At 60.7% G+C, this 26,547-nt stretch carries 28 protein-coding genes; 1 reads left to right on the top strand and 27 read right to left on the bottom strand.

All coding sequences use genetic code 11. The annotated features are described in order from the left end of the window. Positions 1 to 3: 3 nt before the first annotated feature. From rpsO to pyrR, 26 genes are all read right to left on the bottom strand, one after another. On the bottom strand, positions 4 to 282 hold the full coding sequence (gene rpsO, locus AB5Z14_RS05505) for a 30S ribosomal protein S15 (protein WP_006235963.1): 279 nt from the start codon (positions 280 to 282) through the stop codon (positions 4 to 6). 138 nt (positions 283 to 420) lie between these two features. Next, positions 421 to 1,170, bottom strand: a complete 750-nt coding sequence (gene recO / locus AB5Z14_RS05500; protein WP_368130622.1) for a DNA repair protein RecO — start codon at positions 1,168 to 1,170, stop codon at positions 421 to 423. Positions 1,171 to 1,179: 9 nt separating this feature from the next. After that, positions 1,180 to 2,247, bottom strand: a complete 1,068-nt coding sequence (era, locus tag AB5Z14_RS05495; RefSeq protein ID WP_368130621.1) for a GTPase Era — start codon at positions 2,245 to 2,247, stop codon at positions 1,180 to 1,182. Positions 2,248 to 2,259: 12 nt separating this feature from the next. Continuing rightward, the gene (locus AB5Z14_RS05490; RefSeq protein ID WP_368130620.1) at positions 2,260 to 2,637 is read right to left on the bottom strand and encodes a diacylglycerol kinase family protein; all 378 of its coding nucleotides are present in this window, start codon (positions 2,635 to 2,637) and stop codon (positions 2,260 to 2,262) included. 9 nt (positions 2,638 to 2,646) lie between these two features. After that, complete coding sequence (gene ybeY / locus AB5Z14_RS05485) at positions 2,647 to 3,156, bottom strand: rRNA maturation RNase YbeY (RefSeq protein WP_368130618.1); 510 nt, start codon at positions 3,154 to 3,156, stop codon at positions 2,647 to 2,649. Next, a complete protein-coding gene (locus AB5Z14_RS05480) occupies positions 3,153 to 4,139 on the bottom strand; it encodes a PhoH family protein (RefSeq protein WP_368130616.1) in 987 nt (328 codons plus the stop codon). Before AB5Z14_RS05480 ends, ybeY begins: the two co-directional genes overlap by 4 nt. Further along, a complete protein-coding gene (locus AB5Z14_RS05475) occupies positions 4,120 to 5,412 on the bottom strand; it encodes a MiaB/RimO family radical SAM methylthiotransferase (protein WP_368130615.1) in 1,293 nt (430 codons plus the stop codon). Before AB5Z14_RS05475 ends, AB5Z14_RS05480 begins: the two co-directional genes overlap by 20 nt. Before the next feature lie 9 nt (positions 5,413 to 5,421). Further along, positions 5,422 to 6,570: a molecular chaperone DnaJ gene (gene dnaJ / locus AB5Z14_RS05470; RefSeq protein WP_368130613.1), complete on the bottom strand. Its 1,149-nt coding sequence runs from the start codon at positions 6,568 to 6,570 to the stop codon at positions 5,422 to 5,424. A gap of 81 nt (positions 6,571 to 6,651) precedes the next feature. Beyond that, complete coding sequence (locus tag AB5Z14_RS05465) at positions 6,652 to 7,755, bottom strand: DnaJ domain-containing protein (protein ID WP_368130612.1); 1,104 nt, start codon at positions 7,753 to 7,755, stop codon at positions 6,652 to 6,654. A 58-nt stretch (positions 7,756 to 7,813) separates the two neighbouring features. Next, positions 7,814 to 9,046, bottom strand: a complete 1,233-nt coding sequence (hemW, locus tag AB5Z14_RS05460) for a radical SAM family heme chaperone HemW (protein WP_368130611.1) — start codon at positions 9,044 to 9,046, stop codon at positions 7,814 to 7,816. A 2-nt stretch (positions 9,047 to 9,048) separates the two neighbouring features. After that, complete coding sequence (gene dusB, locus AB5Z14_RS05455) at positions 9,049 to 10,092, bottom strand: tRNA dihydrouridine synthase DusB (protein ID WP_368130610.1); 1,044 nt, start codon at positions 10,090 to 10,092, stop codon at positions 9,049 to 9,051. A gap of 4 nt (positions 10,093 to 10,096) precedes the next feature. Further along, complete coding sequence (lepA, locus tag AB5Z14_RS05450) at positions 10,097 to 11,908, bottom strand: translation elongation factor 4 (RefSeq protein ID WP_117635255.1); 1,812 nt, start codon at positions 11,906 to 11,908, stop codon at positions 10,097 to 10,099. 96 nt (positions 11,909 to 12,004) lie between these two features. Further along, the gene (rpsT, locus tag AB5Z14_RS05445) at positions 12,005 to 12,271 is read right to left on the bottom strand and encodes a 30S ribosomal protein S20 (RefSeq protein WP_022094714.1); all 267 of its coding nucleotides are present in this window, start codon (positions 12,269 to 12,271) and stop codon (positions 12,005 to 12,007) included. Between the two features lie 133 nt (positions 12,272 to 12,404). Beyond that, complete coding sequence (holA, locus tag AB5Z14_RS05440) at positions 12,405 to 13,367, bottom strand: DNA polymerase III subunit delta (RefSeq protein WP_368130609.1); 963 nt, start codon at positions 13,365 to 13,367, stop codon at positions 12,405 to 12,407. Between the two features lie 78 nt (positions 13,368 to 13,445). Further along, positions 13,446 to 15,749, bottom strand: a complete 2,304-nt coding sequence (locus AB5Z14_RS05435; protein WP_368130608.1) for a DNA internalization-related competence protein ComEC/Rec2 — start codon at positions 15,747 to 15,749, stop codon at positions 13,446 to 13,448. Further along, a complete protein-coding gene (locus tag AB5Z14_RS05430) occupies positions 15,746 to 16,459 on the bottom strand; it encodes a helix-hairpin-helix domain-containing protein (protein WP_368130607.1) in 714 nt (237 codons plus the stop codon). The genes AB5Z14_RS05435 and AB5Z14_RS05430 overlap by 4 nt, the downstream gene beginning before the upstream one ends. Before the next feature lie 213 nt (positions 16,460 to 16,672). Continuing rightward, complete coding sequence (thiI, locus tag AB5Z14_RS05425; RefSeq protein WP_006235944.1) at positions 16,673 to 17,917, bottom strand: tRNA uracil 4-sulfurtransferase ThiI; 1,245 nt, start codon at positions 17,915 to 17,917, stop codon at positions 16,673 to 16,675. Beyond that, a complete protein-coding gene (locus AB5Z14_RS05420) occupies positions 17,918 to 18,199 on the bottom strand; it encodes a DNA-directed RNA polymerase subunit omega (protein WP_035138532.1) in 282 nt (93 codons plus the stop codon). A gap of 5 nt (positions 18,200 to 18,204) precedes the next feature. Next, positions 18,205 to 18,774 (bottom strand): guanylate kinase, encoded by a 570-nt coding sequence (gene gmk / locus AB5Z14_RS05415; RefSeq protein WP_099431806.1) that lies wholly within the window; start codon positions 18,772 to 18,774, stop codon positions 18,205 to 18,207. Beyond that, positions 18,775 to 19,083 carry an integration host factor, actinobacterial type gene (gene mihF / locus AB5Z14_RS05410; RefSeq protein ID WP_006236130.1) on the bottom strand — a complete coding sequence of 103 codons (309 nt, stop codon included), beginning with the start codon at positions 19,081 to 19,083 and terminating at the stop codon, positions 18,775 to 18,777. It abuts the gene before it with no gap. Positions 19,084 to 19,321: 238 nt separating this feature from the next. Then, on the bottom strand, positions 19,322 to 20,038 hold the full coding sequence (pyrF, locus tag AB5Z14_RS05405) for an orotidine-5'-phosphate decarboxylase (RefSeq protein ID WP_368130606.1): 717 nt from the start codon (positions 20,036 to 20,038) through the stop codon (positions 19,322 to 19,324). After that, positions 20,032 to 20,940 (bottom strand): dihydroorotate dehydrogenase, encoded by a 909-nt coding sequence (locus AB5Z14_RS05400; RefSeq protein WP_368130645.1) that lies wholly within the window; start codon positions 20,938 to 20,940, stop codon positions 20,032 to 20,034. Before AB5Z14_RS05400 ends, pyrF begins: the two co-directional genes overlap by 7 nt. A 14-nt stretch (positions 20,941 to 20,954) precedes the next feature. Beyond that, positions 20,955 to 21,722: a dihydroorotate dehydrogenase electron transfer subunit gene (locus AB5Z14_RS05395; protein ID WP_368130644.1), complete on the bottom strand. Its 768-nt coding sequence runs from the start codon at positions 21,720 to 21,722 to the stop codon at positions 20,955 to 20,957. 116 nt (positions 21,723 to 21,838) lie between these two features. Further along, positions 21,839 to 23,128 carry a dihydroorotase gene (locus tag AB5Z14_RS05390; RefSeq protein WP_368130604.1) on the bottom strand — a complete coding sequence of 430 codons (1,290 nt, stop codon included), beginning with the start codon at positions 23,126 to 23,128 and terminating at the stop codon, positions 21,839 to 21,841. Then, complete coding sequence (locus AB5Z14_RS05385; RefSeq protein WP_222847414.1) at positions 23,112 to 24,092, bottom strand: aspartate carbamoyltransferase catalytic subunit; 981 nt, start codon at positions 24,090 to 24,092, stop codon at positions 23,112 to 23,114. Before AB5Z14_RS05385 ends, AB5Z14_RS05390 begins: the two co-directional genes overlap by 17 nt. Further along, positions 24,061 to 24,645, bottom strand: coding sequence for a bifunctional pyr operon transcriptional regulator/uracil phosphoribosyltransferase PyrR (pyrR, locus tag AB5Z14_RS05380; RefSeq protein ID WP_006236123.1), 585 nt, complete (start codon positions 24,643 to 24,645; stop codon positions 24,061 to 24,063). The genes AB5Z14_RS05385 and pyrR overlap by 32 nt, the downstream gene beginning before the upstream one ends. Positions 24,646 to 25,096: 451 nt before the next feature. Between pyrR and rpmB the strand changes: the two genes are divergently transcribed. Next, positions 25,097 to 25,285 carry a 50S ribosomal protein L28 gene (gene rpmB, locus AB5Z14_RS05375; RefSeq protein ID WP_022094725.1) on the top strand — a complete coding sequence of 63 codons (189 nt, stop codon included), beginning with the start codon at positions 25,097 to 25,099 and terminating at the stop codon, positions 25,283 to 25,285. Positions 25,286 to 25,504: 219 nt separating this feature from the next. On the opposite strand, the gene AB5Z14_RS05370 is transcribed toward rpmB, so the two are convergent. Beyond that, positions 25,505 to 26,281: a transposase gene (locus tag AB5Z14_RS05370; RefSeq protein WP_099431811.1), complete on the bottom strand. Its 777-nt coding sequence runs from the start codon at positions 26,279 to 26,281 to the stop codon at positions 25,505 to 25,507. Positions 26,282 to 26,547: the final 266 nt, after the last annotated feature.

Raw genomic sequence — 26,547 nt, 5'->3', positions numbered from 1 at the left:
TCCTTACTGGATGTTGTCGCGGATGCCCAGAGCCTTGATGAGCTCACGGTACTCGACGATGTCGTTCTTCTTGATGTAGGAGAGAAGACGACGACGACGGCCGACGAGCATGAGCAGGCCACGACGGGTGTGGAAGTCCTTCTGGTGGGACTTCATGTGCTCGGTCAGCTCCTTGATGCGCTCGGACAGGATGGCGACCTGAACCTTGGGGTTACCGGTGTCGACCGGGGAGTTACCGAACTGGGCGGTCAGCTCCGCCTTGCGCTCTTTGGAAACAGTCATTGTTTCACCTTTCGTTTCGCGTCGCCCGCGGGCGACTCTATTCGCCTCGGACTGGGAAGCCGCCGGTGGAGCGAGCATCCAAGGTCGAGGTACCAACAGGTCGGTATGTTACCACAAGCAGCCCGCGCCTGCGCATCTTCACCGACCCAACATGAATTCCATCGCACGGAGCCGCTGATCGGTATGCGTGGCGGCCCAAACATGCGAAAGCCCTAGCAAAAACGCCGCGGTATGCGGATCGATCTGCTCGACCATAAGGGCATCGAACGTCATGGACATCAGGGCGCGCAGCCATGCGACCTCACCGACCGATACCAACTCGGCGCCAGGCACGCTCGAGGCGCACGACCCGCACAGAAGCCCGCCCGCCTGAGCCGAGAAATACGAGAGCATGGGGTCGCCGCACGAGACACAAGCCGAGAAATCGGGCCGATAGCCAATATGCGATAGCAGCTTAAAGACAAACGCCGCCACGAGCAGGTCCATATGTGCCGAATCGAGTCCACTGCCAACAAGCGCGAGCGCCCGCTGCGTAATGGCAAAGGTAAAGGGGTCCTCGGCGTCCTCGAACGAACACACGCGAGCGACCTCGGCAATCGCGCTTGCGGCACACGTCGCCTCGTAATCGGGGGCGGCACCAAGCGGTGCCTCCATAAGCTCCGCCTGAGAGACCACGTCGAGTGAGCGCCCATGCGCCAGCAGCATATCCACGGTGCAGAACAGCTCGCAGCGCGCCGCCAGGCGACCGCCGGGCTTACGCGCTCCCTTTGCCACGGCACGCACCTGCCGCCCCCGCTCGTCGAGCATCGTCAAGATCAGGTCGGTTTCCTTGAGCTTGGTCTTGTCGAGGATGAGCACCTTCGTGCGATATGTGCGAGAGCCTGCCATTGACGTGGACTAATCCTCCGCGTTGTAACCGAAGCGGCGAATCTGCGCCTCGTCGTCGCGCCAGCCGGCCTTGACCTTCACGTCCAGCTCCAAAAAGACCTGGGTGCCAAAGATACGCTCAAGGTCACGACGCGCGTCGATGCCGATATGCTTGATCATCTCGCCACCCTTGCCGATGATGATGCCCTTCTGGCCCTCGCGCTCCACGTAAATCGTGGCGTGTACGCGCAGGACCTTCTTGGTCTGCTCGAGCGCGTCGCAGATGACGCCCACGGAGTGCGGGATCTCGTCGCGAGTGCGGCGCAGGACTTTCTCACGCACAAACTCGGCAACGAGCGTCTCGTCGGACGCGTCGGTGCCCATGTCCTCGGGGAACCAGCGCGGGCCCTCGGGCAAATAGTGCGCGACAGTCTCGATGAACGCATCGACGTTAAAGTTCTTGACCGACGACGTCACGATCTCGTCGTCGTATTCCATGAGCTCGTGGGCGGCCTTAAGCTGCTCCATGACCTGAGCGGGATCGGCCTCATCGGCCTTGGTAAGCACCAGGACCTTCTTGCAGCGGGCGCTCTTAACACGCTCGGCGACCCAGGCGTCTCCCCTGCCGATGGGCTTGGTGGCATCGATCAAAAACGCGACGACGTCCACGTCGTTGAGCTCAAACAGAGCGCTCTTGTTAAGCTCGGAGCCCAGGCCGTCCTTGGGCTTGTGAATACCCGGGGTATCGACGAAGACCAGCTGGTAGCCGGGGCGATTGACCACGGCACGCATACGGCGACGAGTCGTCTGCGCCACCGGAGAGGTGATGGCGACCTTCTTGCCGTAGCAGGCGTTGAGCAGCGTGGACTTGCCGGCGTTGGGACGACCGACCAGTGCAACAAAGCCGCTGCGGAAGCCGGGTTCCACGTCGCCAAAGCCCGCGAGACTCTCGTCCTCGTCGCACAGGGCGTCGAGCTCCTCATCACTCATGCCCTCAAACGGGTCGAACTCCTCGACTTCCTTGAACTCCTCGGCATCCACCGCGTCCAGGGACTCGTCGTCCAGAATCTCATCGGCAGGCTGCATATTGTCGGACATGGGAATCCCTTTCTAAATAAAGCCGAGCGCGTGGGCAAATACCAAAAGACCCACGATTGCGGCGGTAATGGAAAGAACGTAGACAGAGGCGGCGGCGATATCCTTCGCACGCTTGGCCAACGGATGGAGCTCCTGGGTTGCCAGGTCGACGATCGCCTCCATGGCGGTGTTGCACAGCTCGCCGTGAATCACTAGGCCGCAGCAGATGATGACCGTACCCCACTCGGCAATGTCGAGCCCCACGATGCAGCCGGCAATGACAGTGCACATACCGGCCACGAGCATGACCTTAATGTTGCGCTCGGTCTTGACGGCGGTGACGAAGCCCTCCATGGCATAGGAGAACGACTTTAAAAAGGACGGATGGTCCTTGTTCGATCCGGGAATCATAAACGGCTCCTAGTCGTGGGCATGGTTGGTGACGGGACCGACGTGAACGAGTTTAGGGTCCTCGCCGCGCTCGAGCGCCAGATCGCGCAGGATGGCGTCTTCGCGCGCCTCCATGACCTCGGCCTCGTCGTCCTCGATATGATCGTAGCCTAGCAGGTGCAGCATGCCGTGCACGAGCATCAGGCGGCACTCGTCGGCGGGGCTGTTGCCAAAACCGGGGGCTTGGCGGGCAATGACCTGTGGGGCCAGGATAATATCGCCGAGCTCGAGCGTCTCATCGGCAGGGATATCCTTGTCAAAAGCCGAGTCGCACTCAAACGAGAGTACGTCGGTCGTACGATCGATACCGCGCCATTCGTGGTTGAGCTCATGCATCTCGTCCTCATCGACATACGAAAGGGAGATCTCGACCTCACGCTCAACGCCCTCGGCAGCAAGCACAACCTCGCAGATGTGCTCCACCTCGGGGGCTTCGAGCAGCGTATCGAGCTCGGCATCGTTGCTGATCAATACACTCAACGGGACTCCTTTCGGTCGCGTGCACGCTGCTCGCGCGCATCGTCGTATGCATCATAGGCCTCAACGATACGGCCCACCAGGGCATGGCGCACCACATCGGCGCGCTCCAGGTGCGAAAACGCCACATCGTCGACGCTGCCCAAAATCCTCTCGACATCGGCCAGACCGCCGCGACGACCCACCAGGTCGCGTTGGCTCAGGTCGCCGGTGATCACGAACTTGGAATTAAAGCCCAGACGCGTCAGGAACATCTTCATCTGCTCGGGCGTGGTATTTTGCGCCTCGTCGAGCACCACGAAGGCATCGCTCAGCGTTCGACCGCGCATATAGGCGAGCGGGGCGATCTCGATCACGCCACGCTCCATAAGCTCATCGGTGCGCTCACGATCCATCATGTCAAAGAGGGCATCGTAGAGCGGACGCATGTAGGGATCGATCTTTTCCTCGAGGGTGCCGGGCAAAAAACCCAGGTTCTCCCCCGCCTCGACAACGGGGCGCGTCAGGACCAGGCGACCCACCTCGTGGCGCTTGAGCGCGGCGACGGCGAGCGCCATGGCCAGATAGGTCTTACCGGTGCCGGCAGGACCCAGGCCAAACGTGATGGTATGAGAGCGGATGGCATCCACATAGCGCTTTTGACCGAGCGTCTTGGGGCGGATGACGCGACCGCGATACGACAGCAGCACGTCATCGCGCAGCGACGAGGCATCATGCTCGCCGTCGCGCAGGACGGCCAGGCAGCGCGAGACATCGTCGGCAGAAAGCGTACGGCCGGCAGCCGCCTCGCGAAAGGCATGTTCGAAAAAACGCGCCACCAGCTCGACTTCGTCCGGATCGCCGCTCACGGCAATGTTATCGCCGCGGGCAACCACGTGGGCGCGCACTAAGTTCTCCAGCGCGCGAAGGACACCGTCGCCGGCACCCAAAACGCGCGAAGGGTCAATCCCCTCGGGAACGGTAAGTCTAATCTTCGAGGTTTCCATGAACCTCCCTGCGTGCATGGACCAAGCCGGAATCATCGACTCCGATGATAGCAACATCGAGCAGGCACGGGGCTGTGAGTCCACAGGTATCATCAAGACGGGCATGATGGAACGAGCCGAGCGTCAGGTTGTCACCGTACTCAAGCACGGCGCGCTCGACGGTGCCCACGCGACGACGGGCATCGGCAATAGCGAGCTCCTGTGCTGCGGCACGCATACGACGGCTACGCTCGGCCATGACCTCGGGAGCCACCTGGTCGGGCATGTCGGCGGCAAGGGTGCCGGGGCGCTTGCTATAGCGGAACACGTGCATGCGCGAGAAGCCCACGCGACGGCACAGCGCCAGCGACTCCTCGAACTCCTCGTCCGTCTCGCCAGGAAAACCAACGATAACGTCGCACGAAAGCGATACCTGCGGTAGATTGGCGCGAATCATGCGCACCGTGTCCTCAAAGGCCTCGGCGCTATAGGGACGACCCATGCGATGTAGGGTCGCCGTGCAACCAGACTGCACGGGCAGGTGCAAAAACGGCGCAATACGATGCGGATAGCGCGCCATAACCTTAAGCAGGCGCTCAGAGATATCCATGGGCTCCACCGAGGAGATGCGCACATGGGCGATCTCGGTGCGCTCCATGATTGCCTCGAGCAGCTCGTCGATCTCGACATGCTCGTCGGTCGCGCTCTTGCCGTCATAGGCGCCCAGATTCACGCCAGTCAGCACCACTTCGGGCACGCCGGCCTCCTGCGCCTCGCGTACCTGATCGAGCACGGACTCGACGGGCACGGAGCGCTCGGGGCCGCGGGCCTTCCACACGATGCAGTAGGTGCAGCGATGGTTGCAGCCATCCTGGATCTTCACGCCCAGGCGCGAGCGACCGAGTGCATCAACCACATCGCCTTCGCTGCAGGCGGGCACGCTATCGGATTCGACGCCCAGCACCTCGCAGACACGCTCAGCGACATCAATCTTGGACGGCTCGGCGATCACACGGTCCGAGAGCTCCAGCAGCTCCTCGGGGTGCAGGTTGACCACACAGCCGGTGACGACCACGTAGGGCTCACCCGGATAGGCAAGCGCGTGACGGACGGCCTTGCGGGTCTTGGCCTCGGCCTCGCCCGTAACGGCGCAGGTATTGATGACGATCAGCTCGGCATCCTGGGGCTCCACCATCGCAAAGCCCAGGCGCATAAGATCGGCAGTGATACGGTCGGACTCAACCCGGTTGACACGGCAGCCGAGGTTGACGACAGAAATATGGGGTGCGAGCACACGGGCTCCTTAATCGAGGATGTCGTCGAGGGCACTCTTGATGCGGTCAGTCACAGACTTCTTGCCGGGTGCGACATCATCGCCCATCTCGTCGGCAAAGGCCTGGAGCAACTCACGCTGCTTGTTGGAGAGGTTGGTGGGGACGAGCACACGCAGCTGCACGATCAGGCGGCCGCGCGAGCCGCCACCGCCAATGCGGGGCATGCCGTAGTTGTTCACGCTCACGGTGTCACCGTATTGCGTACCGGCGGGGACCGTCACCTTAACGACCTCATCGGGCATGATGCCCTCGACCTCAATCTCGCAACCAAGTGCGGCCTGTGCAATCGAGATATCACTCACCAGGTACAGGTCGTCGCCATTGCGCTTAAAGCGCTCATGGTCAGCGACGCGCACATTGACGATCAGATCGCCCGAGGGCTCGCCGCGAAGGCCGGCCTCGCCAAAACCGCTCACACGCAGCTGGCGACCGGTCGCGACGCCGGCGGGAATATCGATATCGATCTTTTCGTGCGAAGGCGTGCGACCCTGACCGTCACAGGTCTCGCAGGGGTGGTCGATGACCGTGCCCTCACCATGGCAGTCGGGGCAGGGAGAGGAAGACTGAACCTGGCCCAGGAACGAACGCTGGACCGTGGTGACATAACCCGTGCCGTGGCAGCGGCCGCACTGCTTTTCGGTCGCGCCCTCAGCCCTACCGGTGCCGTTGCAGTCGTCACAGGGAGCCAGGCGATCGTAGCTGATCGTCTTTTTGCAGCCGAGCGCCGCCTCTTCGAGCGTCACCGAAAGCGAGATGGCCATATCGCGACCGCGACGACGCTCGCGACGGCTACGGGCACCGCCACCGGCACCACCGCCAAAGAACGACGAGAACAGGTCGTCCATGCCCATGCCGCCAAAGATATCGTTGATGTCGACATAGCCGGAGCCACCAGGGCCGTCGGCGGTGCCGTAACGGTCATAGTTAGCTCGCTTCTGTTCATCAGAAAGAACGGAATAGGCTTCGTTGAGCTCCTTGAACTTGGCCTCGGCCTCGGGGTCGTCCGAAACATCCGGGTGTACGGTACGGGCCTTCTTTAAAAACGCACGCTTAATCGTCCGCGCGTCGGCATCCCTGTCGACGCCAAGCACCTCGTAGTAATCCCTATTTTCCGACACGACCGAATCCTTCCGACTTTCATTATTGTCACAGTGCGTCCTATACCCAAGCTGGGCCGACCGCAAACAAAGGGTTTGATGTTATTGCATTTGATACGGCGAAAGCATGGCCCGTTGCGAGCAGCTCGCGAACCAAACCGACACGAGCGCGAACATGAAGCCGTTGGCAAAACCGTTGGCAAACTGCATCGCACCGCGCTTCCACCACAGCAGGCTGCGATGAAGCACACCGTCCGAAAGCACCATGAACAGGCCCATGGTAAACGGAATAAAGCACATCACGGCAAAGGCCGAGAACACGCCCGAGATGGCCGACAGCACCAAAAACGGCGCCACAATGCCCATCAGGTAAAAGCCAGTACGAGCTTTGCCTTCCAAGCGCTCGGCCTCAACATGGGCGCGGCCGACCAGGTCGCCGCCCGCGGCACCGTTAGTGCCAGCATGGCCCATGCCGCTAATGCGGACCTCGTCGCCATCGTGCGTGCCGGCAGGAAACTCAATCGTCTGCTCGGAGGTCACACGGGTTCGCCCGCTGCCACCGCAATCGGGGCAGGGGTCGGCCACGACCTTACCGGAACCGCCGCACTCGGGGCAGACCGACTGGAACGTGCCCGCACCAAACAGGAAGGACAGGTCGACGTCGATGTGGCCGCGGCCACCGCAGCTCGGGCAGGTATGGGCATGCTCAAACGAAACGGAGCCCGAGCCGCCGCAGTTGCTACAGGTATCGAAGCGCGTGTAGCGGACGGTCTTGCGGGCACCGCCCTTGGCCTCCTTGGCGTCGAGTTTGATATCGACGACCACGTTGGCGCCGTTCTCGGGATTGTAGGCAGCCTGGCCGCGACGCTGCTGGCCCCAGGCGCCACCAAAGGGAAAGCCGCCCTCAAAGGGATTGCCATAGCCCGTGCTGCCGGCGTAGCCGCCACCATAGGGCGAAGCCGTAGGAGCACCGGCAAAGGGATTGCCAGAACGCATGGCGTCGTAGCGCGCACGTTTTTGCTCATCCGAAAGCACGGCGTAGGCCTCGGAAACCTCTTTAAACTTTTCCTCGGCATCAGGCTCTTTATTGACGTCCGGATGGAGCTTACGGGCCTTTTGCTGGAAGGCCTTTTGAATATCACGCGAGGTGGCGTCCTTGGAGACACCCAGAATCTCGTAGTAATCTTTTTCGTTCATCGTCGCCATGCGCGGCAACCTCCTGCTCACAGCAGCGTATATATTCCGGTAATTCTACCCGAGCGGCCTAAGCTAGATCCCAAAACAGCTCGAACAGAACATTTCCATCGAGCCAGCCCAGATGGGTCGGCGCCAGACGAGCTCGAACATGGCCCGCGATGACATCTGCCGAGGTGAAGGGTCCCTCATGAATCCCGAGCGTCTCGGGCACCCAAGTGGCAAGACCCAATTCGAGCGCACGATCGCAGGCAGCTGCCAGCTCGCCCGTTGGGATGACGCAAGCTGCACGAGCCAACAGGTCGGACGCAACACCGCGCGTCATGCGACAAGCGAGCATCAAGTCTTCGGCGACAGCCTCGCGCTGCGACAGATATTCGGCCTCGAACGCCGTCGCGTCATCGTCACGTTGCACCAGACGCACGCGGTACGCATCGCCTCGAGAAGACACGCCGGGGAACAAACCTGCAAGACGGTCGAAATCCTCGTCGTCGAGCATGCCCGCGGCAGAACGACCCAGGCCCAGGTAGCCCTGTCCGGTCCAGTAGGCAATGTTATGGGCGCACTCATGGCCGTCGAGCGCGTAGCTCGCCACCTCATACGGATGATAGCCGGCCGCACCCAGGCGCTCACGCCCCGCGTCCATGCACGAAGCCTGAAAATCCTCGTCGGGCTCGAGCGACTCGTCACGGCACGCCATGCGATAGAGTGGCGTGCCCTCCTCGAGCGTGAGCGGGTAGACCGACACATGATGAGGCGCCGCCGCCAACACGCCATCGAGCGTGCTCCGCCAGCTTGCGGCCGTCTGCCCGGGAAGGCCGCACATCAGGTCGCACGAAACATCGAGGCCAGCGTCCTTCACCGTCGCGATAGCCGCAAGTGCCCGATTAGCATCGTGAATGCGGCCAATAGCAGCCAGCTCGGTATTGTCGAGGGTTTGCACGCCCAGAGAGATGCGCGTGACACCCGCCTCGGCAAGCGCGGTGGCGAGCTCGGCGGTCAGCGACTCAGGATTGGCTTCGCAAGTAAATTCAACGGGCTTGCACCACATGGAGATACGACGGGCAAGTTTCACCAGGCGCTCCCCAGCCAGTGAGGGCGTGCCGCCGCCAATATAGACCGTGCGGACCTGCGCAAGCGCCCCGGCGTCGCCAAAGGAATCGAGGCGCGCATACAGCTGCTCAAAATAGGAATCGAGCGCAGCATCCAAATCACACAGAGCAAAGCTGCGCGAGTCAAAGTCGCAATAGCGGCATTTATGAGCGCAAAACGGCACGTGCACGTACAGCGCGGTAACGGCCACCCTTAAGCCTCCAGCGGATGAGCGGGCACCGACTCACCGGCGGCAAGCGCGGCCTCGCAGGCCACCACATCGCGCTCGATATCATCGACCAGCGACATGAACTCCTCGTACGTAGAGCAACGCACCACCTGAGCGCGCCAGGCGGCGGCATGGGGCATGCCTTTTAAGTACCAGCTTGCGTACGTGCGGGCGCGCGACATGAGCGGCAAGAGCTCATGCGTCAGCGTTAGGTGCTCACGCAGAGCGTCCAAGCGCTCGACGGAGCTGCGCGGCGGCACCGGTATGCCATCGAGCGCAAGGGCGCGAGCATCACCAAAGACCCAGGGATTACCGTAGATACCGCGCGCGATAAACACCGCGCTGGCACCCGAGCCGTGCAGATGCTCAGCAGCGTCCTCGGCCGAGAACACATCGCCCGAACCAATCACGGGAATCTCGACAGAATCGGCAACCTCATCGACGACCGACCAGTCGGCCTGGCCCGTGTAGAGCTGCGTGGCGCAACGACCATGCACGGCGACTGCGGCAGCCCCTGCGCCCTCAAGCATCTGGGCAAATGTCGCGGCATTGCGGTCCTCGGCATAAAAGCCCTTGCGGATCTTGACGGTCACGGGCACGTGCGCCGCGCCCACCGTGGCCTCGACGATCTTCTCCGCCAGGTCGGGCGTGCGCATGAGCGCCGAACCCTCGCCCTTGGTAACGACCTTGCGGGCGGGGCATGCCATATTGATATCGATGAGCGACAGGCGATCGCCAACGCGCTCCTCGACGGCGGCGACGGCGCTCGCAAACTGCTCGGGCTTGGAGCCAAAGAGCTGCACGCAAATCTGCTGCTCCTCGTCGGCCGGTAGCACCAGGCGCCAGGTCTTGTTGCTGGCATAGGCAAGACCCGCCACGCTCACCATCTCGCTGTAGGCAAGGTTTGCACCGCGGCGGCGACACATGATGCGGTAGGCGGGGTCGGTCACGCCCGCCATGGGAGCCATAAGGAACGGCTGCTCGGCATAGGCACCCAGCAGCCGCTTGCTGTATTCAGAAAGCGCCATGGACCTACTCGTCCACCTTGAGGATCGCCATAAACGCCTCCTGCGGGACCTCGACCGATCCGATGGCCTTCATACGCTTCTTGCCCTCTTTCTGCTTCTCGAGCAGCTTGCGCTTACGCGAGATATCGCCGCCGTAGCACTTAGCAAGAACGTCCTTGCGACGCGCCTTGACGGTGGAACGGGCGATGATCTTGTTGCCGATAGCACCCTGAATGGGCACCTCGAACAGCTGACGCGGGATGATCTCCTTGAGCTTGTCGCACAGGCCACGGGCCAGGCCATATGCCTTGTCCTTATGGACGATAAACGAAAGCGCGTCCACCTCGTCGCCCGAAAGCAAAATATCGAGCTTCACGAGCTCGGAGGGACGGTACTCGTTGAACTCGTAGTCGAGCGAGGCATAGCCCTTGGTGCGGCTCTTGAGCTGATCGAAGAAGTCCAAGATGAGCTCGGCGAGCGGCATATCGAAGCGCATCTCGACCGATTTGCTCGTCAGGTGGATCATGTCGGTTGTGACGCCGCGGTGCTCGATGGCGAGCTGCATGACGGCACCCGTGTACTCAGGCGGGCAGATGATCTTTGCCTTGAGGTAGGGTTCCTCGATACGATCGATGCGTGTGGCCTCGGGAAGGTCCTGCGGACTGCGGACATCGATCATTTCGCCGTCGGTCTTGTAGACGTGATAGTCAACCGAGGGACTCGTGGCAATGAGGTCCAGGTTGAACTCGCGCTCCAGGCGTTCCTTGACGACTTCCATGTGCAGCAGGCCCAGGAAGCCCACGCGGAAGCCAAAGCCGAGCGCCACCGAGGTCTCGGGCTCCCACACCAACGACGGGTCGTTGACGTGCAGTTTATCGAGCGCGTCACGCAGGTTCTCGTAGTCCTTGTTGTCGATCGGGAACAGGCCCGTATAGACCATGGGCTTGGCCTCGCGATAACCGGGAAGCGGCTCGGGACAGGGGTTCGACGCCCACGTAAGGGTATCGCCCACGCGAACGGCCTCGGGATCCTTCAAGCCCGTGACCACATATCCGACCTCGCCGACCGTCAGCGCGTCGACCGGGGTCTCGGCAGGACGCTTGACGCCCACGCCGTCGACCAAAAAGTCGCCCTTTGCCTGCATCATGCGGAGGGTATCGCCCTTTTTGATGGAACCATCGAAGACGCGCACCGTAGCCACCACACCGCGATACTCGTCAAAGTACGAATCCAAAATGAGCGCTTTGAGCGGAGCGTTTGCATCGCCCTTAGGCGGCGAAATCAAAAAGACAATGGACTCCAGCAGATCGTGAATGCCCTCGCCGGTCTTGCCCGAGACGCACACAGCATCATCGGCAGGGATCGCCAGGTCATCCTCGATCTCGGTCTTAACCTCATCGGGATGGGCCGAGGGCAGGTCGATCTTGTTGATGGCCGGCACAATGTCCAGATTGGCGTTCATGGCGAGCGTCGCGTTAGAAACGGTCTGCGCCTCGACGCCCTGCGTGGCGTCGACAACGAGTACCGCGCCCTCACAGGCTGCCAGCGAGCGCGAGACCTCATAGGTAAAGTCCACGTGGCCCGGCGTATCGATCAGATTGAACTGATACGTCTCACCATCGTCGGCGTCATAGGAAACGCGGACGGCATTGGACTTGATCGTAATGCCGCGCTCGCGCTCGATATCCATGGTGTCGAGCAGCTGCGACTCCATGTCGCGTTCGTCGACGGTATGGGTGAGCTCGAGGATGCGGTCGCTGATCGTGGACTTGCCATGGTCGATATGCGCAACGATCGAGAAGTTGCGGATGTGGGAAATGTCAATTGAAGTATTCATGCGGACTATCTTACCCGAGCGGTACAAAAAATGGAGCCTGTTCCATAAAACAGGCTCCATTTATGCGCGTAATCTGTGTGGTGTGAAATTTACAACTTAGGCGTTGATGCTGTTCACGAGCTTGGCAAGACCGGACTTACGGTTGGAAGCCTGGTTCTTGTGGATGACATGCTTGGCGGCAGCCATGTCGAGACGCTTGGTGACGGTCTTGAGGGCAGCCTGGGCCTTCTCGGCGTCGCCCTCGGCGACGGCGGACTGGACGTGCTTGGTCAGCGTCTTGAGCTCGGACTTGACAGCCTTGTTACGCATGCGAGCTGCCTCATTGGTGCGGATACGCTTCTTCTGAGACTTGATGTTTGCCACTTCTGGAGTTCCTTTCGAGTTCCTTGCAAAAAATGTATGACACCTCTGAGACACGGTGAGGTCATGCAAGCGCCTACTATAGCACGCTCCCCCTCAAAGGGATAGAACGAATTTGTCAAATAGGCAGGTATCATCACGATTTTCTCAAGATGTTCGTAATCCAGAGCAAAAGCGCGGTCTCCGAATCGGCCGAACCTTTGAGTGCAAGCTCAACATCAACGGCACCCTCGAGGGCTGCGACGAGCTCAGCCATCGAAAACCGGCGCGCCCAAGTCAGGTGGTTCTTGACCTGCCAGGACTGAAGCTTGAGCGTTGCGGCGAGCTCACGCCCCTGTCCGCGTGCATCGAGGGCCTTGGCGACAATCAGCTCACGGATGCGCCCGCACAGCAGCGTGTAGGTCCACACATAGCTCTTGGAGGGCAGCAGCTTAAAAAGCTCGAGCGAACGGCGCATGTCGCGGGCCGAAACGGCGTTGAGGAAGTCCCAGGGCTGAACCTCGGCCGTACGCACGATCCAGCGCTCCACATCGGCAAGCTCAATCTGGGGCGCCTCGACCATCTGGGCAAGCTTTGCCAGGTCGTTATCGAGCATGCGGGTGTTTTCGCCCGAGCGCGAGACGAGCTCCTCAGCTGCGGCCGTCGAGATAGACTTGCCGTGCTGCGTGGCCATCTGCTGCACGCGGCGCGGCAGCTCCCAGCGCTTGGTGCCCGAGCAATCGATCACGGCCTTCTTATCGAGCTTTGCGATCGCCTTGTACAGACGCGTGTTCTTGGCAAGTGAGTCGGCGATGATGAGGCAGACCGTCGTGGGGCTGGGACTCGCAAGATACTCGACGAGCGGTTCCGAGACCGCCTTGGCAAGTTTAGAGCAGCCGTCGAGAATCACCAGGCGAAACTCGCTGCCCATGGGAAAGGTATTGAGCGAGCCGATGATCGACTCGATATCGGGGTCTTTAGTCATGTCACGTTCGTCGAGGTTGAACTCGACCATGCCCGACTTTTCCAAGCGAGCCTTCATACGCGAGACGGCGTGATCGCGCTTGACTCCGTCGGTACCGACGATCAGATATGCCGGCAGCAGACCGGTTTCGGACATCGCGCTCCCCTCCCGCAGGCCCTCTAATTCGTACCACGCCATTCTAGCCCAGGGACCTACGGCGCGCCAACGACGTCGCTACGGTCGCTGGCATCGCATCGCAAAGCCCTTCGCGGTCGGTGTGATGGTAATGTCACCGCGCTCGATCGTACACATGAAAGCGCCGCCCGCCTTCCTCACGGCATCGACGCAGGCATCCGACGGATGACCGTAGCGGTTGCCCTCGCCAGCGCTCGCAATGGAGAGTTCGGGCCTTAAGACATCCAGTAGCTCGCCATCGACCGAAACCTTGGAGCCGTGATGTCCAAGCTTAAGGACATCGATGTCCCCCACTTCCTGTGCAAACTCACGCTCTTGATCGAGCTCAGCGTCACCGGTTAGGAGCATACGCAGGCTCTTGCCTTCCTGAGCATAGGAGAGCAGCAGGACGAGCGAGTCTTCATTGCCTTCGCCATCCACGGACTCGAATGGCCACATCACGCGGGCGCGAAATGCGCCAATGTCAACGGTATCTCCACGCCGCACCTGCCGATACTCCACGCCAGATCGGTTCAGTACCTCGGCAGGGGCATCCTCCAGCGCATTCGCCGCCACGGCAATGGTTCCAACCGAAAACTGTTCCAACACGTCAGGTAAACCGCCCCAGTGATCCTCGTCCCAATGCGTTACAAAAACGGCATCGATATGGTGCACGTTGTTGCGCACCAGTGCCGTCACCACACGCTCATCGAGCCCGCAGTCGACGAGCGCCACGGTACCGCCCTGACGGATAAGAATGGCATCGGCCTGACCCACATCGAGAATCGTCACCAAAGGCGGAGCAAATCGATCCCAGTAGACGTACGGGACAACCACCGCGAGGGCCAAGCACAGCAACCCTGCAGCCATGGGGCGAGCACGCGGTCGTGGCCACCATACCAAGAGGGCCGCCAAAGAAAGCGGCACTAGGTATATCCAAATGGAATCGGGCGGTACGCTCACGGACGCACCCGGCACGGCTGCGAAGAGCTGTTCAAAGAACAGCGCGCAGCGAGCGGCAATCATGGGAACCACAAGCGACCAGGGTCGTAACAGGGGCACGAGTGAGCACGGCGCCAACACAATCGAAACAGCAAGCAACACGCTCACCACTGGGGCGATCACGGCATTTGCAAGCGGGGCAATGAGCGAAAACGTCCCGAACGCGGGAACAGTGATGGGAACCGTTGCCAGCTGCGAGCAGAGCGTGACGGAAAGTATGCCGGCAATGCCCGTCGGCACGCCCAACTCACCCAAAGCGTAGGTCGCATACGGGCAAAAGCACAGGATGGCGAAAACGCTGGCACACGAAAGTTGAAAGCCCATCTCGAACAGCACCGTTGGACGGAGCAGCATAAAAATCGACATGGTCACAAAGAGCGCTGAGAGGCCGTGCCGACGACGCCCCGCTCCGTTGGCGACAAGCGTTGCCGCCACCATGCAACACGCACGAACAGCCGAGGGCGATGCACCCGTAAAGGCGGCGTAGGCCACAAGCGTTACCGCTAAAAGCGCCCGCTGCAGTCCACGCGAGCAGCGAGTCATTTGCAAAGCGCTCTCGATTACAAAGCCCACGATAGCCAAATGGCTGCCCGAGACGGCGATAAGATGCGCCGTTCCCGTCACCGAAAACCAGTCGCCCGCCGGCTGTGCGCGTAGCTCGGCCGAACGACCGCAGACGACACCGGCTATGAGCGCACGCGCCGGGTCGGTCGCAGGCGCGATGGATGCAAGCAGCCCATTTCGCAGCCGAAGCAGCGGCACCGGAGAGCCCTCATCGACCGACACAATCCGAACGGCTTTAACCTTGCGCACCTCGCCTCGGAGCACGCGCGATCGTCCATACGCATCGTTCTCAAAACGTAAAACGCGACCGATAACACGCACGTGCGCCCCGACCTTGAGCTCACGATCACACGATAGGCGAACCGTTGCCAAGTTCTTACCGTCCGCGCGTGCCTCGCAGGTATAGGAATACACGTCGTCGTTTATGGATGGGTCACCCTGCACGGCAAACTCGAGGCTGCTTGCCGCTCGACCGTCGAGCGCCTTCGAGGAGTTGAGCGCACCCACAGCCCACCACGCCGAGACGACCGCTCCCGCCACGAGACCGACGGAAGCGGCATACAGCCACCGCTTCCAAGGAGCAAGCCGCGCACAAGATTGAGCCAGCACAACGAATACCGCTGCCGCAAAGGGAATGGCCCATAGTGGCCCGACCGCCGGCGCCCGCTCCCTCAGCAGCGCATCAGCGGCTATGTTGAGCACCAAGACGCAGCTTATGCACATGCCGGCACACAGGGCCATCGTCCACGGAATCAGGGGCCGCGGAGGCATCACGTGCTCGCGCTCGGTCGCGCTCATACGCAGATGCAATCTTTGATTTTGGCAAGCTTCTTCTCGCCGATTCCCGACACACGCATCAGATCGTCAACCGAGGCGAAAGCACCGTTCTTTGTCCGCTCATCGATAATCGACTGGGCCATGGAGGGGCCGATGCCCGAAAGCGTCTGCAGCTCTTCTGCGCTTGCCGTATTGATGTTTACTAGGCCTGTTGCGCCACTAACGCCCGACGATGCGGAAGCCCCACCATCAACACCGGCTTCCGCAATGGACACCTGCTGCTCCCCTACCGTTGGAACGTGAATTTTTTGTCCATCAGTGACCTTGGATGCACGATTAAGCCCCGTAACGTCTGCTTCGGGCGCCAGCCCGCCGGCGGCATCAATCGCCTGAGCCACCCGCGCCCCGTCTTTGAGGCGATATACACCGGGTGACACCACGGCGCCATCAACATCGACATAGACCTCTGCCGCGGCAGACGCCTTAGGCGAAGAGCCTTCAGATGTCTTTCCACTCGAAGCATCGCCGGATCCCGGCTCCACTAACGTGCCCGAACCATCAGTGCGCTCAAACGACACACCGCCGGCACCGCCGCCAAAGTTCGCCATTGCCAGTCCACTCGCCATCGCAATGACGACCAGTATCGCCATCACCACTGCCTTATGACCGAGCAATTTGCCCGCCCAGCGGTCCATCTTTTTGACTCGTTCGTGTTGTTCGCGCTGCGCCATAGCAAAACCTCCCAACATCATCGTGTCAGGAAAGGAGCTCCGCAACAGCCACGCCCCAAAACCGGTTTTCGCGGTCAAACCAAAAGCTGACCAAAACCTTACGAAATAATGTCCATTTATTCAGGCACACGTCAGCAAATGAACACTTAGCCGCAAAATGCCCAGATAGCAAAAGACCGACGATGCAGGCGCATCGTCGGTCTATGCACAAAGTTACTCGTGATCTTGGTAAATCTCACGCGGAGCAAGCTCAGAATGTTTGCGTTTTAAGGTCTTAGGGGCCTTGTACGTGTTGCTCTCGAAGTCGATGTACTCGGTCTGCTTGAGCAGACGCTCAATCATCTCCTCGTGATCAAACAGTTCCCAGGCCTCATGCACGGCATCGAGTTTAGCGTGCGTCTCGGGACGGCGCGGCATAAACAGCGTGCAGCAGTCGGGAGCGGCCTCAGTCGAGATATCGAACGTACCGATCTCCTCGGCGCGCGCGATGATCTCCTGCTTGTCCGAACCGATGAGCGGACGGAACACGGGGATCTTCACGGCCTCGTTGACGGCCATGATGTTCTCAAGCGTTTGGGAGGCAACCTGTCCAAGCGACTCACCGGTCACGATGGCCTTGGCACCCTCGATGTGTGCAATGCGCTCAGCAACCGAATACATAATGCGGCGATACATGATCACGCGCAGGTTGCTGGGACAGGTGACCGAAATCTCACGCTGGCAGTCGCCAAACGGCACCACGTACAGACGGCCGATCTGGACACCCGGCTCAAGCGCACGGATGATATCCTGCACCAAATACTCACTCGTATCGGGCGTCTGCGGACGACCGGAGAAATGTACCGGCACGCAAACCGCGCCGCGGCGCGCGAGCATCCAGGTCGCCACCGGAGAATCGATACCCGAGGACAGCAGCGTCACGACCTTGCCGGCAGAACCCACCGGCAGACCGCCCACGCCGCGCTCGGAGCGTGCGTACACGTAAACGCTACCCTGGACCACCAGTACGTGCACCATTGCATCGGGGTCGTGCATTTGAACCTTTTTATCGGGGAAGGCCTCACACAGTACCTCGCCCACCTGACGATTGATATCGATCGAGGTGAGCTCATAGTCAGTATTGGAGCGCTTGGCGTGCACCTTAAACGAATCGAAGGAACCAAACTCGCGCAGCGCCTTGACGGCGGCGGCGCAGTACTCCTGCGGGTCGCGGTTGGTGTGATACGCCAAAGACACACGGGCAACGCCGGGAACGGTGCGAATGACACGCGCCGCCTCGTCGGCCTGATGTTCGTTAAAGGTCACGAGGATATAACCGGAAATTCGAGACACGGCATTCACGGAAAAGGCGGCCAAGGCCGCCTTGATGTTATCCATGAGGATATGCTCAAAATGTGCGCGGTTCTTGCCCTTCAGCCCAACCTCGTGATAGTGGACCAGGCAGACGCGAGCCGCCATTTAGGCTTCAGCAACCTTGTGGCCGAGCGCCTTCTCGTAACGGGCCTCGTCGTAAGAGATGTCGCCGTCGACAATCTCGTCCATAGCCATCGAGATGGTATCGGCACCGGAAAGCCCGATGGTGATGTCATCGACATCCTGGACGGCAAGCACGCGGTTGTGCTGGCCACGCAGCATGCTATTGATGTCGCAGGCGCGCTTGGAGGCAAGCGAAGCGAGCAGGAAGCGGTTGTGATCGGTCTTCTCCAGAAGATCGTCAATGCAAGGCTTTACAACGGACACGGACCTCAGATCCTTTCATGCATATCGAGAACGCGAACGAGCTCATCGGTCGCGCGGTCGAGATCGTCATTCACCACGACGTCGTCGTAGCGGTCGGCAAGGGCAAGCTCATCGGCGGCGTTTGCCATACGCAGCTCAATCGTCTCGGGCGTCTCGGTACCGCGACCGACTAGACGCTCGCGAAGCACCTCAAGCGAAGGCGGCTTGATAAAGATCAGCACGGCCTCGGGGAAACGCTCCTTCACCTGCAGGGCGCCCTGGACATCGATCTCCAAAATCAGAGACGAGCCCGAGGCGAGCTTGGATGTGACCTCGCTCACCAACGTGCCGTAGCAGTTACCGTGGACCTCGGCCCACTCAACAAACTCACCGTTTGCCACGCGGCGGTCGAACTCCTCGCGCGTCAGAAAAAAGTAGTTGACGCCGTCGACCTCACCTTTGCGTGGTGCTCGTGTGGTAGCCGAAACCGTCAGACCCAGGTTCGAGCGGCGCTCGCGCACACGAGTGACGAGCGTACCCTTGCCTGCGCCTGACGGTCCAGAAATCACAAAGAGCTTGGAATCCTGAGCGCTCACTTATTTGGTCAGCTGCTCGAGGAGCTGCTCGCGCTGACGGACGCCGAGGCCCTGGACGCGACGAGTAGCGGAGATACCGAGCTCCTCCATGATCTTGGCGGCCTTGGCCTTGCCATAACCGGGGAGAGACTCGATGAGGGTGGAAACCTTCATGCGGGAAGCGATGGGGTCATCGGAGTTGAGCACGGACTCGAGGGACTTCTCGCCCTTCTTGATCTGCTCGCGAAGCTCAGCGCGGGCGTGACGTGCGGCAGCAGCCTTCTCAAGAGCCTGCTTGCGCTGCTCGTCGGTAAGCTGAGGGAGTGCCATTCGTACCTCCAAATAGTTGGGTTATATCTGATTCAATAATTGGCATTTTAGCACGTAGAACGTACAAAATGCCCAATCGCGGCTCCATAGGTTAGACGATACCCGCAAAAAGTGCAATATACTGCGCCCAAAGTTAAGCCCCTGACCTGCGATTCCACACAAAGGATGGGAAAGTTTACGCAGGCACAGGGGCTATTTTGTGCTAATGAGACCCAAAAGTGGTGACTTAGGGGAATCTTTACGCGACGTTTTCTACCAGCTCGGCGACGATGGCGTCAAAGGCGGCAACCGAATCGTCGGCACCGGTGATGGGACGGCCCACCACAATGTGGCTTGCGCCACGCTCGATAGCCTGAGAAGGCGTCGCCACGCGGGACTGGTCACCAAGGGCGGCACCCACCGGACGCACGCCCGGAGTCACGATCAGAGCATCAGGACCCAGCAGCTCACGCATGTCGTGAGCCTCCATCGGCGAACACACGATGCCGTCGATACCGTTGGCCTGGGCGAGCTTTGCCAGACGGGCGGCCTCCTCGGCAACAGGCGACTCGACACCGATCTCGCTCAGCGCATCCTGATTCATGCTCGTAAGCACGGTGATGGCGACGAGCTTGGCGCGGTCCTCGCGTGCCTCCTCAGCACCCTCACGGCAGGCAGCGAGCATAGCGCCCGAGCCCAGGCCGTGGACCGAAAGCAGGTCGGCACCGGCAAGCGAGGCCGAGCGGGCAGCGCCGCGCACCTGATGCGGAATGTCATGGAACTTAAGGTCGAGGAAGACCTTAAAGCCAAGGTCCTTAAAGGTCTTGACGATCTGGGGACCCTCAGCGTAATAGAGCGTCATGCCGACCTTGAGCCAGGCAGCATGGCCCGAAAGCTCGTGGGCGAGCTCGAGCGCACGCTCACGGTCGCAGTCGAGAGCGACGATTACGCGGTCGCGGGCATCGGTCTCTAGCATTCGAAAGCACCTACCAGTTCGTTGATGTCCTTCACGCCCTGGGACTCGGCCCAGGCCTCGAGCTCATGCGCGATTTTAAGCGAAGCACACGGATCGACGAAGTTGGCCATGCCGACCGACACGCAGGTGGCACCGGCCAAGATAAACTCAGCCGCATCCTCGCCGGTCATGACACCGCCGACACCGTTGATGGGGATATCGACGGCCTGGGCAACCTCCCAGACCATGCGCACGGCGATATGGTGGCACAGCGGGCCCGAAAGGCCGCCCTTGGGCTTGGCCACGCGGGACTTGCGGGTATGGACGTCGATGGCCATGCCCTGGATGGAGTTGATGACCGAAAGGCCGTCGGCACCGGCAGCCTCGAGGGCCTTGGCGATCTCGGCGACGTTGACCGGCGCCATCTTCACGAACAGCGGCTTATCGGTCACCTTGCGGCAGGCGGCCATAACGGAAGAGGCGCCCTCGGACGTGGAACCCATGGCGGCACCGCCGGCGGCGATATTAGGGCAGCTCACGTTGATCTCGTAGCCGGCAGCCCAGGGGCACAGCTCGACATACATCTCGAGTGCGCGGACAAACTCGTCAACGGAGTGGCCGGCAACCTGACAGATGACCTGGCAGCCGTCCTTGGACAGCTGTTCGAGCCACGGACCGGACTCGCGGGCAAAGGCGGCCACGCCGGGGTTCTGAAGGCCCACGGAGTTGATCATACCGCCGGGAATCTCGGCCATGCGGGGTGCGGGATTGCCGGGCCAGGGCTCGGCAGCACAACCCTTGGTGGTGATGGCGCCCAGCTGGGAAACATCAAAGAAGTTCTGGAACTGCCAACCGTAGCCAAAGGTACCGGCTGCGGTGTTGATGGGGTTCTGCATCTTGACGCCGCCGAAATCGACGGCCATGTTCACGGTACCCACTAGAAGACCACCACCTTGGAAGCATCGAACACGGGGCCGCACATGCAGGCACCCTTCATACCGTCGACTGTCTCGACATTGCAGGTGTTGCAGGCGCCAAAGCCGCAGCTCATCATGCGCTCGAGCGACACCTCGCAGTACGCACCGGCATCGGCGGCAGCGGCGGCGACTTTCTTCATCATGACGGCGGGACCGCAGCTGGCGACGTAATCGTAGCCGCCCTCTCCAAGCAGCTCGGCTGCCGGGTCGGTGCAAAAACCGTGCGTGCCGAGCGAGCCGTCGTCGGTGCACACGTTGACCGTGGCGCCCAGCGCGCGGAACTCATCGACGCCCACGGCCTTGGACGCGGTGCCAAAGCCCAGGCACACGTCGACGGCCACACCCTGCTCGACGAGCATGCCGGCAAGGCACAGCACGGGCGGAACACCGATGCCGCCCGCAACGAGCAGCGCCTTCCTGGTGCCCTCGGGCACAAGCCAGCCGCGGCCGCCAGGGCCCAGCAGATTAGAGGTGGAACCGGGGGCCATCTGCGACAGACGACGGGTGTCGTCGCCCACGACGGCGTACCACAGCTCGACGGTGCCGGCCTGGGCGTCGGCGCGATAGAAGCTCAGGGGCACGCGAAGCAGCGAGGACGCATCGCCGGGCACGGCAATGTTCACAAACTGACCGGGCTTGAGCGCACTTGCAAGCTTGGGGGCCGAGATAACGAGCGAGAAGATGCCGTCGGCGATCTCCTGGTTCGAGACGACCTCGAAGTCGTGCATGCGTGCAGTGGAAGGTGTGGGCATAGACGCTCCAATCCCCCATGCGGTTGCATGGTTCAGGCGAACAGAAAGCGCGGCACCGCAAGGGCGCCGCGCACAAAAGCGATAAGGCTATGCTAGCAGATGCAGCCGTCGGCAAGCGTCTGTTTACCTCCGACAAACACATCGGTGGCACGACCGGTGAGCGTGCGGCCGGCAAAACCGGAGTTCTCGGCACGCGACTCGTAGCCGTCCTCGCCGACCGTCCAGGTGGCGGACGCGTCGAAGACGGTCAGGTCGGCGACGGAGCCCGCCTTGACCTGAACCTGGTCGAGGCCCAGGATCTCACGCGGCTTGATGGCCATGAGCTCGACCATGCGGCCCATGCTCATCTTGCCCGTGTTGACCAGCTCGGTGAGTACGAGCGGCAGCGAGGTCTCGAGGCCGATCATGCCGAAGGGCGCAAGCTCGAACTCACGGGCCTTCTCCCACGGGGTGTGGGGAGCGTGATCGGTGACGATAGCGTCGACGGTGCCGTCGATGACGCCCTGGCGGATGGCCTCGGCATCCTCCTCGGTACGCAGCGGCGGATTGACCTTGAGCGAGGTGTTGTAGGTCTCGTCCAGATCGTTCTCGGTCAGGAACATGTGGTGCGGGGTGGCCTCGCAGGTAACCTGAACGCCAGCGGCCTTACCGGCACGCACGATCTCCAGGCCATGGGCGGTGGAGATGTGCTGGATGTGCAGCTTGGCACCGGTCAGCTTGGCGATCTCGATGTCGCGGGCGATCTGGAGCTCCTCGCCGGCAGCCGGCCAGCCCTCGAGAGCCAGACGGGTCGAGACCTTGCCCTCGTTGATCTGGCCGTGGCCGACCAGGTCCTCGTCCTGGCAGTGGCTCATAAAGACCTTGCCGAACATCTTGCCGTAGTCCATGCAGCGACGGAGCATGCCCGCGCCCTGAACGCCACGACCGTCGTCAGTGAAGGCGACGGCGCCGTGGGCGACCATATCGCCCATCTCGGACATGGCCTCGCCCTTAAGACCGCGGGTCATGGCGCCCGACGGATAGACGCGGCAGTGACCGACCTCGGCAGCGCGGGACTTGACGAACTCCACGACGGTGCCGTTATCGGTGACGGGATCGGTGTTGGGCATGGAGCACACGCCGGTAAAGCCGCCCTTGGCAGCTGCGCGGGTGCCGCTCTCGATGTCCTCTTTGACCTCGTAGCCGGGCTCGCGAAGGTGAACGTGCATATCCACCAGACCGGGGACGAGGTACTTGCCGGAAAGGTCGCGGACCTCGGCTCCCTCGACGGCGAGATTCTCGCCGACCTCGGCGATCTTGTCGCCGTCAATCAGGACGTCAACGACACCGTCAAGCTCGACGGACGGGTCGACGACGTGGGCATTCTTAAGAAGCAAGGCCATTATCGGCACCTCCAAGCAGCAGATACAGGATAGCCATACGCACGCAGATACCGGCGTAGACCTGCTCCAGGATGACGGAGCGTTGCGGGTGGTCGGCCATATAGGAGTCGAACTCGACGCCGCGGTTGATGGGGCCCGGGTGGCAGATGATCGCATCGGGCTTCATGAGCTTCTCGCGGTCCTTGGTCAGGCCGAAGAGCTTGTGGTACTCACGAATCGTGGGGAACGGAGCGCCCTCGAGGCGCTCCTGCTGCACGCGCAGCATGTAGACGACGTCCAGCTCGGGCAGGACGGAATCGAGGTCGCTCGTCACGTGGTCGCAGCCCAGAACCTCGGGCGCCGGCGGCAGCAGCGTGCCGGGGGCGACGGCGTAGGTCTCGCAGCCCATGATCTTAAGAGCAGGGATCAGCGAGCCGCAGACGCGGGAGTGGGCGATATCGCCGACGACGGCGACCTTCAGACCGTGGAAGTCACCCTTATGCTCCCAGATGGTGTACAGGTCGAGCAGGGCCTGCGTGGGATGGTTGTGCTTGCCGTCACCGGCGCAGATGACGCTCGCGGGCGAGTTCTGCGTGACGATGTAGGGAGCACCGGCGTGCTTATCGCGCACGACGATGCAATCAATCTTGTAGGCGTTGAGGGTCTCGACGGTGTCGACGAGGCTCTCGCCTTTGACCGTAGAGGTCGAGGAGCCGCCAAAGTTGAGGCTGTCGGCCGAAAGACGCTTCTCGGCAAGCTCGAAGGAGCTGCGGGTGCGCGTCGAAGGCTCGTTAAACATGTTGACGATGGTCTTGCCCTTGAGCGTGGGGACCTTTTTGATCGCACGCTCGTTGACCTCGGAGAACGCCTTGGCGGTCTCGAGGATGAGCTTGATGTCCTCTTCGGAGTACTCGGTAATGTCGATCAGGTGCTTATGGTTGAACGCCACGGTACTACTCACCTCCCAGCGGCGCGGAGCCCACATGGGAACCCGGCGCGACGTCGTTAATCTCGACAGCGGTGTGGCCGTCGACTTCCTTCATATATAGGTGCACGTTCTCCTCATGCGACGAGGGAACGTTCTTGCCGACAAAGTCCGGCGAGATGGGGAGCTCACGGTGGCCGCGGTCAACGAGGACCGCCAGCTCGATGCGGCTCGGACGGCCCAGGTCCATGACGGCGTCCAGAGCGGCGCGAATGGTACGACCCGTATACAGGATGTCGTCCACCAGCACGACGCGCTTGCCGTCGACGCTGAAGGGAATGTTGGTGGCGTGGATCGCGGGAGCGAAATTGGTCGCATAGTCATCGCGATAGAAGCTGATGTCGAGGCTGCCGAGCGGAACGTCGACGCCCTCGATCTCCTTGATCTCCTCGGCGAGCTTCTTTGCCAGAAGGTCGCCGCGCGTGACGATGCCGACCAGAGCGAGGTCTTCACAGCCCTCGTTGCGCTCGAGAATCTCGTGCGCGATGCGGGTCATCGCTCGATTGACGGCGGTCTCGTCCATGATGACCGCCTTGGGGGAAGTCGTGCCCATCGATCTCCTTCCTCACATGTCTTGACTGCTGACACAGTCAAAAAAATAGATGCCCGACCGCTCAAAGCGGACCAGACACCCACAGGAAGGGCTGCTCTTTGGCAGCTATGTAATTCCATGTGGGTATCTCGTACCCCTTTAATGGTCAAGGGATAGTGTAGCCAACCTTGAGCTTAATTGCGAGCATAAATACAGAGCAATCCGTAAACGGATTCCTACGCTCAATAAACCTATATATATTTGTGGGACGAGCTTGAAAACCTTGTTGCGAGCTGGCATAATCCCCCCTGCTGCACGCAAATCGGATCTACGTCCAGGGCCGTGGCGTGGGCACTATCGCCAAAAGAGAAATATCTCTGTGTAGATTGCGCACAGGGAGTGACTTCTGTGCTATAGTTCAGGATTGTTTGTTAACGCGACATGTTCGTTTGTCGCCCAAGGAGGGTCAGTTATGTCCAAAGTTTGCGAAGTTTGCGGTAAGCACCCCGTTGCCGGTCGCTCCATCAGCCACTCTCACCGCGTCACCAACCGTAAGTTCCGCCCCAACATCCAGCGCGTCTACGTCGTCGTCGATGGCCACCGTCGCAAGATGAACGTTTGCTCCACCTGCCTCAAGTCCGGCAAGGTTGCGCGCTCCTAAATAAGGTCTTACCAACAAGTACCTCGGACTCTCCGGGTCAAAGACCTCGCGTTCACATAGAACTTACCAAAGGCGTCCTCCCCCACGGAGGGCGCCTTTTTTGCACTCATTGGGCACTCATTGGGGACAGACTTACATGAGTGCTTTCACGCATTGGGGACAGACTTAGATGAGTGCTTTCCTAAGCTAACAGTGCATCGAACGGTCCCAATCCATACCTCAGGCAGCCTCGTTCCAGCCAGTGGTGGCCTTGGTCACGCTTGTAGCGCCGATACCGGTGATGCGGGCAATTTGCTTGACCGTGAGATGCGCCCGCCTGAGCCTCAGCAGACAGGCATCGCGTTCGGGGCGTGGCAGGGCCTTGAGCAGCGCAGGATCTATGCTCGGCAGGACTTCGCGCGCAACGGAAAGGGCCTCCTCATCGGGGATCCGCCGGCGTGGAAGAACCTCCACTGACCAGATCCGCCCGGCAACTTCCTTAAGATGCTCGCAATAGCGACGGGAACCCCCGACAATATCGAGCATGGGGGCCGCATCACAGATGTCAAAGGGATCGTAGCCCAGCTGGTATGCCCTGAAGCTTGACCAGCGGTAGGCATCGAGCGAGTCGAGCGCGCCTTTTACGGGATTGAGATGGATATAATCGAGCAGCTGCACTGCCTGCGTGTCTGACTCAACCGCAACCCGAGAATAGCGATTGTCAAACAGATGACCCGTTCTCCCCGTTTTCCCATTGAAATACTTAGCATATGCCGTCAGTGCGCACTGCATTGCCTTTGAAAGGTTGTCATACGGGTCATCAACCATCAAATGGAAGTGGTTGTCCATAAGGCACCAGGCCAAAACCGCCACGTCATGGCAGGCAAACCTGTCCGAGATGTCCGATAGAAAACGATAACGGTCGGAATCATCTTCAAAAATGATCTGTTTGGAGTTGCCGCGGTCAAAGACGTGATAATAGCCGGTGAGCGAAATTTCGCGGGCGCATCGGGGCATAATCTCTCCTTTCAAACTGATCAGGCAACACCTAAAAGGAGAGAAGCAACGCAAAATGCTGAGCCTGTGACCTATTTATATACAATGAACGACAAAAACATGCCCAAAACGACAAAATGACAAATCGATGTCTGTCCCAAATGCGTGAAAGCACTCATGTAAGTCTGTCCCCAATGAGCGGGGCGATGCACTGGCAGATAGTTTTAGTTAAAACGCTTCAGTTTATTGAAGCGTTTTAGTGTGCCTTTTACAGGAATCTGACCGTT

The sequence above is a fragment of the Collinsella aerofaciens genome (assembly GCF_040910265.1).
GTDB lineage: Bacteria > Actinomycetota > Coriobacteriia > Coriobacteriales > Coriobacteriaceae > Collinsella > Collinsella aerofaciens_BK.
The sequence above is the reverse complement of the archived record's forward strand: the minus strand, read 5'-3'. Positions and strand labels throughout refer to the sequence as shown.

Coding starts and splice junctions, on each gene's coding strand:
- rpsO (WP_006235963.1), bottom strand. CDS start 282: ATGACTGTTTCCAAAGAGCGCAAGGCGGAGCTGACCGCCCAGTTCGGT.
- recO (WP_368130622.1), bottom strand. CDS start 1,170: ATGGCAGGCTCTCGCACATATCGCACGAAGGTGCTCATCCTCGACAAG.
- era (WP_368130621.1), bottom strand. CDS start 2,247: ATGTCCGACAATATGCAGCCTGCCGATGAGATTCTGGACGACGAGTCC.
- AB5Z14_RS05490 (WP_368130620.1), bottom strand. CDS start 2,637: ATGATTCCCGGATCGAACAAGGACCATCCGTCCTTTTTAAAGTCGTTC.
- AB5Z14_RS05480 (WP_368130616.1), bottom strand. CDS start 4,139: ATGGAAACCTCGAAGATTAGACTTACCGTTCCCGAGGGGATTGACCCT.
- AB5Z14_RS05465 (WP_368130612.1), bottom strand. CDS start 7,755: ATGGCGACGATGAACGAAAAAGATTACTACGAGATTCTGGGTGTCTCC.
- dusB (WP_368130610.1), bottom strand. CDS start 10,092: ATGGCGCTTTCTGAATACAGCAAGCGGCTGCTGGGTGCCTATGCCGAG.
- lepA (WP_117635255.1), bottom strand. CDS start 11,908: ATGAATACTTCAATTGACATTTCCCACATCCGCAACTTCTCGATCGTT.
- holA (WP_368130609.1), bottom strand. CDS start 13,367: ATGTCCGAAACCGGTCTGCTGCCGGCATATCTGATCGTCGGTACCGAC.
- AB5Z14_RS05435 (WP_368130608.1), bottom strand. CDS start 15,749: ATGAGCGCGACCGAGCGCGAGCACGTGATGCCTCCGCGGCCCCTGATT.
- AB5Z14_RS05430 (WP_368130607.1), bottom strand. CDS start 16,459: ATGGCGCAGCGCGAACAACACGAACGAGTCAAAAAGATGGACCGCTGG.
- thiI (WP_006235944.1), bottom strand. CDS start 17,917: ATGGCGGCTCGCGTCTGCCTGGTCCACTATCACGAGGTTGGGCTGAAG.
- mihF (WP_006236130.1), bottom strand. CDS start 19,083: ATGGCACTCCCTCAGCTTACCGACGAGCAGCGCAAGCAGGCTCTTGAG.
- pyrF (WP_368130606.1), bottom strand. CDS start 20,038: ATGCTAGAGACCGATGCCCGCGACCGCGTAATCGTCGCTCTCGACTGC.
- AB5Z14_RS05400 (WP_368130645.1), bottom strand. CDS start 20,940: ATGGCCGTCGATTTCGGCGGCGTCAAGATGCAGAACCCCATCAACACC.
- AB5Z14_RS05395 (WP_368130644.1), bottom strand. CDS start 21,722: ATGCACGACTTCGAGGTCGTCTCGAACCAGGAGATCGCCGACGGCATC.
- AB5Z14_RS05390 (WP_368130604.1), bottom strand. CDS start 23,128: ATGGCCTTGCTTCTTAAGAATGCCCACGTCGTCGACCCGTCCGTCGAG.
- AB5Z14_RS05385 (WP_222847414.1), bottom strand. CDS start 24,092: ATGTGGGCTCCGCGCCGCTGGGAGGTGAGTAGTACCGTGGCGTTCAAC.
- pyrR (WP_006236123.1), bottom strand. CDS start 24,645: ATGGGCACGACTTCCCCCAAGGCGGTCATCATGGACGAGACCGCCGTC.
- rpmB (WP_022094725.1), top strand. CDS start 25,097: ATGTCCAAAGTTTGCGAAGTTTGCGGTAAGCACCCCGTTGCCGGTCGC.
- AB5Z14_RS05370 (WP_099431811.1), bottom strand. CDS start 26,281: ATGCCCCGATGCGCCCGCGAAATTTCGCTCACCGGCTATTATCACGTC.